Annotated in this window: 11 protein-coding genes; 6 read left to right on the top strand and 5 right to left on the bottom strand. The window is 35.3% G+C overall.

All coding sequences use genetic code 11. The annotated features are described in order from the left end of the window. Position 1: 1 nt before the first annotated feature. The 3 genes from KF896_00385 to KF896_00375 all read right to left on the bottom strand — a co-directional run bounded on the left by KF896_00385 (position 2) and on the right by KF896_00375 (position 5,040). Positions 2-1,621, bottom strand: a complete 1,620-nt coding sequence (locus KF896_00385) for a SpoVR family protein (protein ID MBX3042151.1) — start codon at positions 1,619-1,621, stop codon at positions 2-4. Between the two features lie 8 nt (positions 1,622-1,629). Continuing rightward, positions 1,630-2,838: a DUF444 family protein gene (locus KF896_00380; GenBank protein MBX3042150.1), complete on the bottom strand. Its 1,209-nt coding sequence runs from the start codon at positions 2,836-2,838 to the stop codon at positions 1,630-1,632. A 126-nt stretch (positions 2,839-2,964) separates the two neighbouring features. Then, positions 2,965-5,040 carry a serine protein kinase PrkA gene (locus KF896_00375; protein MBX3042149.1) on the bottom strand — a complete coding sequence of 692 codons (2,076 nt, stop codon included), beginning with the start codon at positions 5,038-5,040 and terminating at the stop codon, positions 2,965-2,967. Between the two features lie 289 nt (positions 5,041-5,329). Between KF896_00375 and KF896_00370 the strand changes: the two genes are divergently transcribed. The 6 genes from KF896_00370 (at position 5,330) to pckA (ending at position 11,951) form a co-directional block, all read left to right on the top strand. Then, entirely contained in the window at positions 5,330-5,806 is a 477-nt protein-coding gene (locus KF896_00370) for a hypothetical protein (protein MBX3042148.1), read from the top strand. A gap of 10 nt (positions 5,807-5,816) precedes the next feature. After that, complete coding sequence (locus KF896_00365) at positions 5,817-6,092, top strand: HPr family phosphocarrier protein (GenBank protein ID MBX3042147.1); 276 nt, start codon at positions 5,817-5,819, stop codon at positions 6,090-6,092. Beyond that, positions 6,092-7,858, top strand: a complete 1,767-nt coding sequence (gene ptsP / locus KF896_00360) for a phosphoenolpyruvate--protein phosphotransferase (GenBank protein ID MBX3042146.1) — start codon at positions 6,092-6,094, stop codon at positions 7,856-7,858. The genes KF896_00365 and ptsP overlap by 1 nt, the downstream gene beginning before the upstream one ends. Before the next feature lie 242 nt (positions 7,859-8,100). Continuing rightward, complete coding sequence (dprA, locus tag KF896_00355; protein ID MBX3042145.1) at positions 8,101-9,198, top strand: DNA-processing protein DprA; 1,098 nt, start codon at positions 8,101-8,103, stop codon at positions 9,196-9,198. A gap of 11 nt (positions 9,199-9,209) precedes the next feature. Beyond that, a complete protein-coding gene (locus KF896_00350; protein ID MBX3042144.1) occupies positions 9,210-10,193 on the top strand; it encodes a polyprenyl synthetase family protein in 984 nt (327 codons plus the stop codon). A gap of 117 nt (positions 10,194-10,310) precedes the next feature. After that, positions 10,311-11,951 (top strand): phosphoenolpyruvate carboxykinase (ATP), encoded by a 1,641-nt coding sequence (gene pckA / locus KF896_00345; protein ID MBX3042143.1) that lies wholly within the window; start codon positions 10,311-10,313, stop codon positions 11,949-11,951. A gap of 194 nt (positions 11,952-12,145) precedes the next feature. Here the strand turns inward: pckA and KF896_00340 are convergent, their stop codons facing one another. Next, a complete protein-coding gene (locus tag KF896_00340) occupies positions 12,146-14,164 on the bottom strand; it encodes a T9SS type A sorting domain-containing protein (GenBank protein ID MBX3042142.1) in 2,019 nt (672 codons plus the stop codon). A gap of 106 nt (positions 14,165-14,270) precedes the next feature. Beyond that, on the bottom strand, positions 14,271-15,524 hold the full coding sequence (locus KF896_00335) for a T9SS type A sorting domain-containing protein (protein MBX3042141.1): 1,254 nt from the start codon (positions 15,522-15,524) through the stop codon (positions 14,271-14,273). Positions 15,525-15,587: the final 63 nt, after the last annotated feature.

Here is a 15,587-nt window from a genome sequence, read left to right as displayed (position 1 = left end):
TCTATAAATATCTTTTTGATACTTTTTTATTTGAAATTATGTAATGAATCGGCTTGTATTCGAAGCTAACAGAATCTTCGGAGCCTTTGCGTTTAATTATATCAGTTGTTTCCAATATCACTTCGCCTTGAGCTATATTTCCAAACCAAAGGTATTCAATTCCAAGTAGTGTGTCGTTAATGTATGGTTTATAAAGTTGCTTACCTTCGAAGTGATGCTTTAAAAATAATTTCTTATCATTTGATTTTTCGGTATCAATTGTGATAAAAGGCGGATGATACATATTATCAATCAGCATTCTTTTGTAATCTTCTGCTTTCTTGCTTTTTACGTAATATTCGACGGTTCCGCGCTGCTGATTGAGTCTCTCACCAACCACAAACAGCTTATGTAAATCAACAAAATCCTGGTCAACATAAGTATTAATAAGCATAAAATCCGAGAATTGACTTCTGAGATTAAATAATGCTTCCTTCCCTTTTCCGGAAATTTTGTTAAATTCATCACGTCGTTCAGAGTTTAAAATCAATTGATATTCCCTTGAAATTTTTCCGGCATCAGCAAGGCTTTCAATGTATTGTACCAGCCGCAAACCAATTGCATAAGGATTATATCCTACTCTTGATATTGATGTAACTTTAGCATTAATTACTGAATATTCTGATTCATGCCCCTTTATTCTATCGTCTTTTCTGAAAAGCTCATCATGCCAATAGCTTGCCCAACCTTCATTAATAGTCTTAGTGCGTATTTGCGGAGCAAAATACAGCGAAGTATCACGCACAATATTGATTACAGCTTTCATCCACTGATTTTCATCACGTTTCAAAAATGGTGAATTATCACGTATAAAGTCCATAATATCTATGCTTCGCTCTTTTCGAATATCTTTATACTTCTGGAATTTCGACTCAAATTCAGGATGTTTGCTTTTGATATCAGAGAAAAACATAGATTCTGCAACCATATCATTTGATTCAAGCAAAATATTATATCTCTCTATTTCGGAATAAATTTTACCAATATTTGCCAAAGTTTCCTTAGGTAAAAATTCATCGAAATAATATCTTAATTTATCAGTAGGTTCCATATTCTGAGGAAAATTCCTGATTGATAATTCAGTAAAATATCCTGTTAAATTATCTATAGAGCGTGAGAATTCAATTATATAATCCACCCATCTGCCATGCTGACTGCGGAGTTGAGCTATATGACGTTTATCGGCAAGAGCTTTTCCGACGAAGTCATCACTCCAAGTATGCTCGAATAGTATATTATTCTGAAAGAAATCAATATGCCCGATAACATGATAAAAAATCATGATATTTAGCCAATCCGGATTATTATCATTGTAATATGAAATTGCCGGTCGGGAATTGATTACTGTTTCATAAGGATTATGAGGATATAGTTTATACTGTCCTTTCCCTTTGAGAGTTTCGACATCGTTAACCCAATAATCATAAAGTGTAGGAATCATACCTTTCGGCGAAAGCTCAATCAAATCCTGATTCGTAACAATATATTCAAGGGATTCATTGTCAAAACAAAGTCCTGCATCACGAGCCCTGACCTTGCAATCCTCCATTATTTTTTTGGTATGTTGATCTATAATTTTCATTTTAATGCTCAGGCTTTTTGTTCGACAAGTTTTTTAATACCTTCAATAAGTCTGGCTTCATCAGCATCATTAGCTGAAAATGCATCTATCCGGATTAAGTCAGGTTTATTTTTCAAAAGTCCGGATTGCTCGAAGTATCTCTCAACAGTAGTAGTGCCTGTTGTCCAGGTATTTCGGGCAACAGTGATACCCATTCTATTTGCGTGAACCAATATTTTTTCAGTTTCTTCTAAGGCTCTCTTACCGTCAGAGTCCCAGTCATCACCATCAGTACCATAGAATACATAGATATTGTTATCTATGTACAAACTTTCTTCTTCGATGATTTTATTGACAAGTTCAAATGCCGGAAATACGTTAGTACCACCTGCTACAGATGAATTATGATATGTATGAAAATCTTTAACTTCTTTAGCTGTTTGGTCATGAAGAATGAACCTTGTTTCAACATTTTCGTTATATTGATACATAAGCCAGCTATATATCAGCAAATGTTGTGATGTAACTGATTCAGTCGGTTTACCTTGCATCGAACCTGAATAATCTCTCAGGAAAAATACCACTGCCTGTGTCTCAAAATCTTTCTCGGCAGAAAGAATGCGATAAATTTCATCCTGAGGATTTAATACCATTTTTTCAGGGTCAATCAAGCCGTCTTCATCCAAATTGCCAAGTAAAATATTAGTTTGAATAATTTTACGTAATGTTGCTTTTTTATCAAGAAGCTGACCTGTTCTTCGGTTACGATCAGTAAGGTCATATTTATATTTAGTAAATGAGCGTTTCTTACCTTTGACTTTCAAGTTTGGAAGCTGGAATTTCTGAGTAAGAATTCTTCCTAAATCAAAAGCATCGGCAACTACATCATGTCCTTCTCCATCTCCACCCTGACCAGCTCCCTGACCTTCGCCTTCGCCCTGCTGTGATTCGGCAGGTGCTTCACCGATTACTTCACCCTCCTGACCGTCCCCGGTACCACCTGTTTCTTGCTCATCACTTGTTACAGAATCATCGTGATAAAACTTAGGTTCAGTCGTAGTAGGAACAACAACAACTTTCTGATTGTTTTTGTTGGGTTTTACAATTCTACCAAGTCTTATTCTGCGTGGAAAACCGTCCTTTTCGCGTTGGTCGTCACGACTAATTAGGTCTTCAATCGTTTGCAACATAACTTGTAAGGTCGGCTTTGGATTATTCTGAAATCCTATTGCATCCATAAAAGCGTTAGAAGGTTTCAATATTGATTTTGGCACATCAACAACATAATGCCTTCCCGGCTTCTCAAGATTGCGGTATTCATCGTTATTTATATAATTTTCACTCATGATTATTTCCTTATTTGATTAGGAATTATCCTCCTGAGTGCAGAAATATTCTATAGTTTTTTCAGCACTTGTCATATCGTAGCCTAGTTTGTCAATCATAGTGCGAATCATTCTGTTGTAAAGCTTTTGGTTGTCTTCGTTAGTTCTGTTTGATAATGCACCTATCAGACTTCCGGCACCTGCAATATCAGATTTAAGCCGTACATCGGTAACAGCCTTGACCAAATCATTATTATCCATAAAGTCATAATTTGGCTCCTGAATCATTTTCTGTCCGTAAATCTTAGCAATAGTAGTCCTGTAGCTCTGTTTCTGCTCTTTAGATTTAAGTCCTAATCTCGACTCAACACTATCAATGAAATTCTCGTCTATCTTTATTGAAACAAGCTTTCCTGTTTGTGGGTCTTTGTACGTCCATAATTTATTAGGACCAACATTTTTAGCATCATAGCCGATGACCATATTAACATAATTCAGTACATCTTTTTGAATGGCATCAGGTTCATCCATATAAGCGTTGAAAATAGATGTCATGACATTTTCACGATGGAGAGATTTAGCAATTTTCAAATCATTTAAGTATTTTGCTCTGTCATTCGGTTCCTGCACATAATCCAGAATTACACTTTCGATAGCATGAAAAATATCGCCAGCATACATACATTTACCTTCCTGAGTTTCGGAACGTTCAAGTAGTATCTGCACTGCCCTGCCAAGATTACGGTGACCTAAGCCTTTCTGACCGAAACGCTTGGTGATGTCGGTTTCTCTATTGAGCTGGTCAATAACTTCGGCAAGAGTTTTTACACTTTTCTCTCCTGCAACCTCACCGGCGGCGAGTTTCATCATTTCGACAGGAGTAAGTTTGTCGTTATTTGGCATTCTCGAAAGAACAAAAGCAACCGAAAGAGCATAATTCAAATTCGGGTCAATATTTAGTTTCTCACCTGAAAATGTAGTTTTTTCCTGACTTCCGATTGCAAGTCTTGAAAGCTCTTTTTGAAGTTGATAATTTGTGTTGTGTGCCATATATGTCAGGCGACAGCGGTCAACAATAGGTGCTTGTTCCTTTTCTTCAAGAAAACGCTGGAATTCAGCATTATTACTTGTTGCCACAATTAGTGTATCAAGTGGCCATTTGAAGCCTTCAATTTCAATTGTCCTGTTCTGGATAACTCCAAGATATACCTGCACCAGGTCTCGTTTATTCTTGAAAATTTCATCTGCAAAATGCACTCCCCCACCTGCAACTCTGGCTAGTGCACCACGACGCAGGTCAAAACGATAAGGGTTATTTGTATCCGATATGTGGAGTAATCTGGTAATAGATTCATCACCTAATAAATCAACTGCTGATGACGTGATTTTATCCTTAGCTGCATATTTGCCGGTCAGAGTTCCACGTGTTTCACTTATAGGGATTCTGACAATCTCTATAAACTCTTTCATTTTGGCGATATCGCCGTCGCAATAATCTCGAATTTGATTAAAAATATAGTCAGAGCAGGCACCCAGAGGGCGGTAATTCTTGAAATATTTCATTATTTGCTCATCGGTTGCACCCATCAGCTCAAAGTATTCAATATTTTTGTCGCGGTTTTCAAATAAATTCATTGCCAAGACCATCGGATCTTCGAAAGTTTGAGATTCAATTGTATGGATTTTTCCGTAACCACCTAATTTTTCGAGATTATTCAATTTAAATGTATATCTGTTATTCTCAGGCTCAGAGATAAATTCGCGATAGCACTTATTTAGATAGTCAACAAAATATGTTTTGCCGTTTCCCGGCTCGCCAATCAGAACAAAAGCCATCTCAGCTGAAGAGCCACCTTCAGCCGCATCTTTAACAAATGAAACAAAGCTGTTGATTTCATCGTACATTCCTATAATATGCTTTCCGGGCTTGCGGAAGAGCTGAAAGTCGTATGTAGGTCTGCCGTTTACTGTTATTTTTTTCATTCCGTCCGGATAATCCAAAATCATCCTTGTAACAGATTGAAAAACATTCTCAAATATTCTATTTCCTTCAATCACCGACTTAATATGATAATCTAAAGACTTGGGTGAGTCTGAATTAATTCTAATTTCCATTTCTTGTCCTCCGAAAAAATATTTTTGTTAACATATATATAGACTGATTTAACAAACAAAAGGTTACAGAAAAAATTTATATTTCTAATCATTCAGACATTTTTTATTTGAAATAATTGTAGTACTTTTCAAAAATTAATTTAAATTCAGCTAATTCATTAGTATTTTTCAAAAATAATTTCAACCAATATTAACAAATATTTAATCAAAAATAAAATTATTTTGATAAAATGGTAAAAAATAGTTAAATTTACAAATGTTAAATTTTGTAATTTTAAAAAGGTTAATCATGAATAAAATATTATTTTCGACAATATTGATTTTATCAATTTTTTTGCTGTCTTGTGGCAGTGATTCAAGCAGCAATCCAACTTCAGAGTATAAAGTAGAGTTAACTATAACCGGTGACCAGAACTTAGAGTTCAAGAGCAAGGAGGTAAATTTTATTCCTGCCGGAGATAACCCAAATTATCAAATCTCATGTTTTATGAATGAAAGCGGTAAAACCCACTCATTTTCAATTACAATTGACTCAAAGTGGATTGATAAAAAGGAGATAGATTTAACTCGGGATGATAATCGCTGTATTTTTGCATATGATGCAGGCAAAGAAGGAAATACGTACAGAGTTATAAGCGGTTTTTTGAATGTTGATGAATTGAATCAAAGGAATGTGAAAGGAACCTTAAATTTCACCGCTGCTAAGATTGGTGCAGTAGAAACTACAATTAAAGTCGAAAACGGTAAAATCAATATTAAAGTATAAATAAATAACAATGCCTTTATTAGAAACTGAAGTAACAATTAAAAACAGAGCAGGATTACATACAAGACCTGCAGCGGGTTTAGTCAAAATGTGCTCAAAATTTAAATCGGAAATATTTTTATCCAGAGATGGATTTGAAATCAACGCCAAAAGTATCATTGGTGTAATGACTCTTGCTGCAGAACAAGGATGTTCATTGCAACTCAGAGCCGATGGAGATGACGCCGAAGATGCAATCAATTCTTTAAGAGAATATTTTGAAAGTGGTTTTGGAGAGCCGATATAGTGCTATCCGAAACAACAATATCGAACAAACAGTATTATTCTACCGGCTCGGGAATTAATACGCAAGGTTTCCTTAAAGGGATACCTTCAGCTGTCGGTATAGCTATAGGTAAATCATTTATTATAGAGCCGGAGCCATATATTTCAGGTAATACTTTTATTGAAGCCGATAAAATCCAGTCAGAAATTGAAAGATTTGCAAAAGCACTTAAGCACCTTAACACAGAATTTGATGAGGTCATAAGCCATTCTAAAACTCTGCCTCAATCTGCACAAACAATCATTGAAACTTATCTATACCTGATTAATGATGAATTTATCAATGAAAATATTCGTGAAAGAATCAAAACAGGCTTAGATACAGAAAGCGCTGTAATTAATGAGTACGATTACCAGGGAAGTTTTTTGCGTAATTCCAAAGATGATTTGCTACGTGAGCGGGTTAATGATCTCGAAAATGTCAAGCGTAGATTTATATCAACTTTACGTCACGAAAATCCTGAATATCATCTTGCTTCGGGGAAAATATTAGTTGCTCAGAATATCTCGCCTACAGATCTTGTGAAGTACAAAGAAGTAGGAGTTATTGGAATAATTACTGAAATGGGTGGGATTGCTTCGCACGTTTCAATTTTAGCTAGGTCTTTTGAAATGCCTGCAATCATCGGAGTCAAAGACGCTACTAAAGTTCTTACCGATGGTTTAGATTTGATAATTGACGGCTTTACCGGACTCATAATTTATAATCCCGACAATCTGCTCTCACGAAGATATGAGCAAAGAATCAGCGAAATTGAAGAGCACAAAACAATCTTAGGCAAGCTTGTTAAAGTTAAGACTGAGACTTCTGATAAAAGAAGAATTCATCTTTTGTCTAATATTGACAGACTGGAAGATGTCAAAAATGCACTGATTGCCGGTGCAGAAGGAGTAGGTTTGGTAAGAACTGAGTCTTTGCTTTCCAATTCCGGAAAAATTCCTGATGAAGATTCACAGTATTCATGGTATAATGAATTAGCAGAAAGAATGTATCCGAATATTGTGACCATAAGATGCTTTGACATCGGAAGTGATAAATATTCAGCCGGTATCCCTCTTGTAGAAAATAATCCTTCACTTGGTCTAAGAGGAGTCAGATTTTTGCTTTACAGCAGAGATATTTTCAAGTCTCAGATTAAAGCAATTCTAAGAGCTTCTGTTAATAAAAATGTCAGAATTATGATACCTATGATATCTGATTTATCAGAGTTACTGACATCAAAATCGTTAATAGCAGATTGTATGCTGGAACTTGATAAATCTGGAATAAAGTACGATAGTAAAATACCTGTAGGAATAATGATAGAAACTCCGTCTGCGGTTTTAACATCGGATATTTTAGCTGTAGAATGTGACTTCTTTTCAATTGGAACTAATGATCTGACTCAATATACACTCGCAGCTGACAGGACAAATGACCTCGTTACCGACATATACGACTCATTCCATCCGTCAGTGCTGAAAATGATAAAAATCACAATTGAGAATGCTACTAAAGCCGGAATAGTTGTAGGTATTTGTGGTGAATTAGCAGGACACTCAGGAGCTACAAGGTTGTTGATGGGGCTTGGTATAACAGAACTCAGCGTGCCATCCTCAATGCTACTTGAGTTGAAAAATCGAATTCTAAAAATAAATTTTGAAGAAGCTGTACAAATGACTGAGAAGTTGCTAACCCTCAATAGTTCTCATGATATTCTGAAAATACTGGAATCTGAATCAAACTAAAGATATAACTATCAAGTATTTATTTTTGCTATAAAATAATTGGCTCTCAATTTATTGTTAAAATCTAATCAATAAAATGAAAAGCATCTTGTAATGCGAATATAAGTTTTATTAACCAAAATAATTTATTTAAATATTAATTATTATGATAATATTGTTAAATTATTAAACATTTATTTGCTTATATGAAAAAAAATCGTTATTTTTATAAATTATTGTTACATCGAATAAAGACGTAGAAGATGCTTCCAAAAAAATGGAGTTTACACGATATAGTTGCACTTACATTAATGAAAGGTGTTACATCTGTCCGCATTAAAGACATTGTGGATAAGTTTGACTCTTATGAAGCATTTATTAATTCGGATTATTCTGTCAAAATATTAAAATTGCAGGGAGATTTGTTCAATATATCATCAACCTATACTAATCAAGCTCAAGATTGTGTAGGAAATTGTGAAAAAAACAATATCAATATAATAACTTATTGGGATAGCAGTTATCCGGATTTGCTTAAGGAAATAAATTATCCTCCGACAATTTTATACGTGAGGGGAACACTCCAAAAACCTGATTCAATTTGTATAGCAATAGTTGGAACCAGAAATTCAACAGTTTATGGAAAACTTGCTGCAGAGAGATTTGCTGAGTATTTTGCTGCGAATGATATCATTGTCGTCAGTGGTTTGGCTCACGGAATTGATACTTTCTCTCATAACGCCACATTAAGAGCTCAGGGCACTACCTATGCGGTGTTAGCATCAGGGCTGGACACAATTTCTCCTAGTATAGCAAGAAAAAATGCTGAAAGAATTGTAGATGGCGGCGGAACATTGATTAGTGAATATCGTTGCGGATATCTTGCAAATCTTGGCTCCTTTCCCCAAAGGAACAGAATTATTTCAGGTATTTCAAGAGCTGTACTTGTTGTGGAAAGTGGGATTAAAGGTGGTTCTCTAATTACTGCAAGATTAGCTGCTAATGAATCACGTGAAGTCTTTGCAGTTCCTGGGAATATTACCTCAGAGAAAAGCGAAGGAACAAATATGCTGATACGCACGAATACAGCATCCCTTGCATCATCACCATCACAAATTCTTGAAGATTTGGGGCTTTCCAGACTCGATTTGGTTAAAAAGGGCTCATTCCAAAGAGAGCTAACATTTAATCATCCAAATGAAGAAAAAATTTACAATACAATTAGCTATGAACCGGTGCATATAGACAAAATTTTCGACGAAACAGGAATTGAAATTTCAGAGGGATTAGTACGATTGCTGGAGCTTGAGTTTAGAGGAATTATAAGGCAATTGCCCGGTAAATATTATGTCAAACCTTAAAATTAATAAAAATGAATTTCTTAGAAACTTATTCAGAACTTTTAAAATTAGTAGAAAATCGAATTAGAGAAGTCGTTCCAAAAATCGAACCTTCAAGGCTGTATGAGCCATTCGAGTATATAATGACTGCAGGCGGAAAGCGACTCAGACCTGTGCTTACACTTCTTGCTGCCGGTTCTGTTGGCGGTGACCCTAAATCAGCTTTGGATTCAGCAATTGCGCTTGAGGTATTGCATAATTTTACTCTTGTTCATGATGATATTATGGATAATTCACCCATCAGGCGAGGACGCCGGACTGTTCATGAAAAATGGGATTCTGCTACGGCTATACTTCTTGGAGATGTGATGGTCGGGTATGCGTTTAAATTGTTGCCGGATACAAGAATGCACGAAAGAGCGGATAAAATTCGTGAAGTATTTACCAATGAACTGATAGAAGTTTGTGAAGGTCAAGTAATTGATATGATGTTCAATGAAAAAAAAGATGTTACCATGATGGACTATTTGCAGATGATTGACAAGAAAACTGCAAGACTCATTGAAACATCAGCCGTAATTGGAGGGCATATCGGTCTTGGTTCAAAAGAAGAAATTGAAGCTCTAAAGCATATTGCAAGAAATGCCGGTTTAGCGTTTCAAATTCAGGATGATTTACTTGATATGACAGCTGACCAACAAGATTTCGGAAAGAAAATCGGTAAGGATATTATAGAAGGTAAGAAGACTTACTTAATTATTACTGCTCTACAGCGGGCTGAGTCAACTGAGGATAAGAAACTTCTTGATGATTTTTATGAAAATAATGGCTTACCTGAAAATAGAGTTAAAGATATGGATGAACTTTTTAAGAGAAATGGCATTTATTCTCTTGCTGAGAATGAGATAGATTTCTTTTTCGGAACTGCTAAAAAGAGTTACCCATTCTTGAAAAAAAATCAGTATTCGGAACATTTGATTCATCTGATAGAATCCTTAAATAAGAGATCGGTCTAAAAATAAAAAAATTTAAATTATTGATAATATTAAGTTTAAATTACTTATTTTTGTAATTCTATATAATGCAAAATTCAAATTAAATTTATATATAATAATATTGAGGGCATTTTAAATATGAGCAATTCAAACATTGCAAAATTAGATTTGAGCAAGTACGGAATTAACGATGTTGCTGAAATCTATTACAATCCGTCTTATGATGAAATTTACAAGCACGAGACAAATCAGTCGCTCGAAGGATACGAGAGAGGATATATAACAAATCTTGGTGCAGTTGCAGTTGATACCGGAATATTTACCGGAAGGTCTCCTAAAGATAAATATATTGTCAGAGATGAAACAACCGAAAATACGGTTTGGTGGGCAAATCCCCAACCAGGGAAGAAAAGTTCTGACAATAAACCAATCTCAACTGAAGTATGGAGCAGCTTAAAAGAGCTATCCGTAAATCAGCTATCCGGGAAAAAACTATATGTTGTTGACGGATTTGCAGGTGCTAACCCAGAAACAAGACTTAGTGTCAGATTCATCATGGAAGTTGCATGGCAGGCGCATTTTGTAAAAAATATGTTTATCCGTCCAAGTGATGAAGAACTTGAAAACTTTACACCTGATTTTATAGTTATGAATGCATCTAAAACTGTCAATCCTAACTGGAATGAACAAGGTTTAAACAGTGAAGTTTTCGTAGCATTCAATTTGCACGAAAGAATGGCTGTAATCGGTGGTACATGGTATGGTGGCGAAATGAAGAAAGGTATTTTCTCAATTATGAACTATTACCTGCCTCTCAAAGGAATAGCATCAATGCACTGTTCAGCTAATATGGGCAAAAGTGGCGATACTGCTGTATTCTTTGGATTATCAGGTACAGGGAAGACTACTCTTTCTACTGACCCTCACAGAATGTTAATCGGCGATGATGAGCACGGTTGGGATGATAACGGTGTATTTAATTTTGAGGGTGGTTGTTATGCTAAATGTATCAACCTTGACCCTGAAAAAGAACCGGATATTTACGGTGCTATTAAGCGTGATGCTCTCCTCGAAAATGTTGTTTTCGATAAAGAAACTGGCGTGATTGATTTTTCAAGCTCTGCAAAAACCGAAAACACAAGAGTTTCATATCCATTAAATCACATTGATAATATCGTAAAACCTGTCTCTAAAGGCGGTCATCCTGATAAAGTAATATTCCTTACTGCCGATGCTTTCGGTGTTTTGCCTCCTGTTTCGAGATTGACTAAAGAACAAACTGAATATCACTTCTTAAGTGGGTATACTGCTAAGCTCGCCGGTACTGAGCGTGGTGTGACAGAACCAACTCCTTCATTCTCATCTTGCTTTGGCAATGCATTTCTAATGCTTCACCCGACAATTTATGCACGCGAGCTGACACGGAAAATGGAAATGTGTAATTCAAGAGCTTATCTTGTAAATACAGGTTGGATTGGTGGTCCTGCAGGCGTTGGAAGAAGAATTGATATTCCATCAACACGCGCCATAATTGATGCTATTCTTGACGGCTCAATCGAAAATGCTGAATTTGAAGAATTGCCGATATTTGGACTAATGATACCTAAGTCTCTTCACGATGTTGAAAGCAGAATACTTAACCCAAGAAATTTATGGGAAAATCCAACAGAATGGGATGCTCAAGCAAGCAAACTGGCAGCTAAGTTCATCAAAAATTTCGAAAATTTTACTGATACCGAACATGGACTAAGTCTTGTTGCAGCAGGTCCAAAGTTATAATTCTAATCTGATTTTTAATTCAAAAGCCCTTGAAATTATTATTATTCAAGGGCTTTTTTAATTAATTTATGTATGCGTTATGTGGGTAGCTCAAGCTCTATCCCGGCGAAGAGGCAGCTGTGCCACACTTCGCAAGTGTGGCACAACTAACTCTTTTTAACTTACAACTCAAGAACATTCAACATTTAACTATTTCACATCTTCACAAATTTCTCTACAATATTGCCAATACGGATGATATACACGCCTGCGGGCAGATGCGATACGTCAATTCTTAGTAGCTCAGACGCTCCCGTCTGAGTATTTTTCATATTATTCACAGACGAGGGCGTCTGCGCTACCTCAATTCCAAGCATATCAAATATTTGCACTTTATCAACCATAGGGTTAACCCTATGGTTGATTTCAGGGATAGAAATTGTAATATAATCACTTGCGGGATTGGGCTTTATCCTGAAAATTATATTATTTCCATCTATAACTGAAGTGCCGAGCTTGGTTGTGAAGTAGCATACATCCGACCATCTGCCAACTTCATCAGTGCGGTAGGGCTGTACCTGCCAATAATAGAGTGTAAGATCATCAAGTTCTTCTATTTCAATTTCAGTCGTTGTTATGCCTTCGTATTCATAGTCAAATGTGCTGAGTGTGCCATCTTTTGTTACTCGTATTCTGTAATATTCTGCTCCCTTGACTGTATTCCAGGTAAGGTTCAGTTTTAATTCCTCCTCTTTTTTACCACATATTGGAGAAGTTAATTGGGGCAGTGGCATCTGGGTTCGGAATTTTGCAGGGGCTGAGGTTTTTGATTCCTGACCATTCGTTGAACTGACTCGCCACCAGTATTCTGTAAATGGTTCTAATCCATTATAATTCGAATTCATCTGGTTTCCATCAGTAACTCTTAAAATATTACTGAATTCAGAATCTTTTGATAATTCAAACTTATAGCTTGTTGCATCACGCAATTTCTCCCACCGGAAAAGTATATTATATGAATTTCCAACACTTTCTGATTTAGGGTAAAATAAGTCAGGTGCTTTAAAGTCAAATTTGAAAAAATTGCCCTCATAGCGATATATATCGCCATCAAGCCGGGTACCTATAATTGGAAATTGACCTGCCCAGTCCACATCCATCACTGCTATTAAATGAGATTTAGAAAATGCTTTTGGGTCTTCTAAATACCATGTATCACCGCCATCATTTGTCATCAATACCTTGCCGTTACGACCCACAAGCAAGCCGTTTTTCTCGTCATAAAACGAGAAACTCTGCAAATCATCCTTTGCTGAAAGTCTGAGTGTATCCATAGTTTTTTGCCAAGATTTTCCACCATCTCTTGTACGGTAAAATACGTCATAAAAGTACATAGAACTATCAATCGTTGCAGCGGCTTGTCGTGCCCTGTAACCAAATCCAACACTGTCGTTTACCATTTGTATTAAACCTGGTCCTAACTCATAATATGTAGTGTCTTCATTTACAATTTTTGGAAATTCATATAAAAGTGTCCATTGGTCTTTTTCAAAATTATAACGTGAAGCTATTCTTCCACGTGTGACTGTGTCGGAGTTATTAATATATTTGTATTGTCCACTTTGATAAAACAATATATCTCCATTAGAAAATGTATAATAAGCTCTGCCAGGCCTTGTAAAACTTTTTGGCGGGTCAATCCTACTTGTTGTATGCCAACCATCTTCTGTCTTTAACAAATAATAGTTGATATTGTCAAAATCAAACGAAAAATCATTTTTAAATTCATAAGATAACATTAATCCTTTTTTACTATTCAGCATATACGGTAAAAATAGTATAACCTCACTATGAGCAGTATCTCTTTCCAAAACAGTTCGTACATCCTTGAAATTATCATAAACCATTTCAATTTTCTTTTTATAAATTGGTTTACCACAATTACAATCTTCGTAATATACATAGTATTGCGTGTCCTTAGAAACTATGAACCATGTGTCCGGCAGTTTATTAAATTTATAAACAGAATCCCATTTCAATCCTTGATCGGAAGACACATAAGTATTTCCATTGCCAATATATGCTATGCAGTAATCAGGACTGAAACATTCCAATTTATTTATTAATTTGTTTATACTATTATTCTGCGAAGGTCTGGTTATATATTTCCATCCTGTTGAATTACAAATACTTGGAAACATCAGAAGTATCGTAATTAATAACATTTTATACATATGTTACTCCATTTATTAAATAAACTTAGTTGTCCGACACTTCGCAAGTGTGGCACAACTAACTCTTTTTAACTTTCAACTCAAGAACATTCAACATTTAACTATCTCACATCTTCACAAATTTCTCCACAATATTGCCAATACGGATGATATACACTCCCGCGGGAAGATGAGATACGTCAATTTTCTGTGTGGACAGGTCAAGCCCTATCCCTACAGATAAAACCTCTAATCCAAGCATATCGAATATTTGCACTTTATCAACCATAGGGTTAACCCTATGGTTGATTTCAGGGATAGAAATTGTGATGAAATCTGTAGCGGGGTTGGGGTAAATATCGAAATTTGAATTTAATTTTCGATTTTCATTATAAACAGATGCAACTATACTACTGTCAATTATTTCAAAAACTCCATGCATACCTGTACCAACCCATAGATGCCCTTTCTTATCAAAAAAAATGTATTCAGCTTTCCTGCTTTCATTTCCATAATAAGCGTGCCCCTTAAAGTGCCATCTCCCATCTAAGAACTTTACAACTTTTCCGCGAGAATTAAGAGCCCAAAGATTATTTTCTTTATCACAGATTATTTGAGGGGCAAATATTTCATGCTTTTCGTAGTCCTCTATAAAATCTGCTTCTATCTTTTTCCATTCCTTACCATCATACTTCATTATACCATGTTCCGTTGAAAGATATTTATTGCCAATTTTATCTATAGCAAAATTGTAATACCTACTTTGTTTTCCTTTGTAAGAATTATTAAAGTCACAAAAAACATTTCCATTGTCAGAATGGCAAATGATATTTTGTTCATTCCACCATACAATGCCTTCTTCGTCAATAATATAGTTTAGTGATATACCATACTCGTAAAGTTCAATCCAGTTTTCACCATCAAACTTATAAGAACCCTTCTCACTTATAAGATAGACACTATTAGTATTATTATTATATTCCAAGCGAACTACGTTCTTACCAATAATATCAGGAAATTTTTCTTTTAAATTTTCATATCCATTTTTATTGAATTTTATAAGACCATTCATCATTAAACTTATCCAGACATTACCATTTCCGTCTTTACAAGATGCTCTGACTACATCATTTGGAATTCCTGAATTTGTACTGTCAATATAATTCCAATTATAACCATCAAAGTAACAAGCACCCCATCCACCTGAAAACCACATGTTTCCATGAATATCTTGACTTATATGTGGGACCCAATTTGACAATAATGGATTTTCTTGGTAATGTCTTTGTACATTTTCGGAAGCATTAGAACTGAATTGAATAATAAAAAGGAAAGCTACAATTGCAACCATCAGCTTAGGGTATATTGAATGTATGATCATAACAAATCTTTTTACAATTTGTGATTAATAATTATCTAAAATACAAATATTCTTTGAAAAAAC

The sequence above is a fragment of the Ignavibacteriota bacterium genome, assembly GCA_019637995.1.
Lineage (GTDB): Bacteria > Bacteroidota > Ignavibacteria > Kapaibacteriales > UBA2268 > JANJTB01.
This window is presented reverse-complemented; position numbering and strand designations above follow the sequence as displayed.

What these genes read in the sequence shown, in the direction of transcription:
- KF896_00385 (MBX3042151.1), bottom strand. Translation starts at nt 1,621, where the DNA reads ATGAAAATTATAGATCAACATACCAAAAAAATAATGGAGGATTGCAAG.
- KF896_00350 (MBX3042144.1), top strand. Translation starts at nt 9,210, where the DNA reads ATGAATTTCTTAGAAACTTATTCAGAACTTTTAAAATTAGTAGAAAAT.
- KF896_00375 (MBX3042149.1), bottom strand. Translation starts at nt 5,040, where the DNA reads ATGGAAATTAGAATTAATTCAGACTCACCCAAGTCTTTAGATTATCAT.
- KF896_00335 (MBX3042141.1), bottom strand. Translation starts at nt 15,524, where the DNA reads ATGATCATACATTCAATATACCCTAAGCTGATGGTTGCAATTGTAGCT.
- KF896_00365 (MBX3042147.1), top strand. Translation starts at nt 5,817, where the DNA reads ATGCCTTTATTAGAAACTGAAGTAACAATTAAAAACAGAGCAGGATTA.
- pckA (MBX3042143.1), top strand. Translation starts at nt 10,311, where the DNA reads ATGAGCAATTCAAACATTGCAAAATTAGATTTGAGCAAGTACGGAATT.
- KF896_00380 (MBX3042150.1), bottom strand. Translation starts at nt 2,838, where the DNA reads ATGGATGCAATAGGATTTCAGAATAATCCAAAGCCGACCTTACAAGTT.
- dprA (MBX3042145.1), top strand. Translation starts at nt 8,101, where the DNA reads ATGCTTCCAAAAAAATGGAGTTTACACGATATAGTTGCACTTACATTA.
- KF896_00370 (MBX3042148.1), top strand. Translation starts at nt 5,330, where the DNA reads ATGAATAAAATATTATTTTCGACAATATTGATTTTATCAATTTTTTTG.
- KF896_00340 (MBX3042142.1), bottom strand. Translation starts at nt 14,164, where the DNA reads ATGTATAAAATGTTATTAATTACGATACTTCTGATGTTTCCAAGTATT.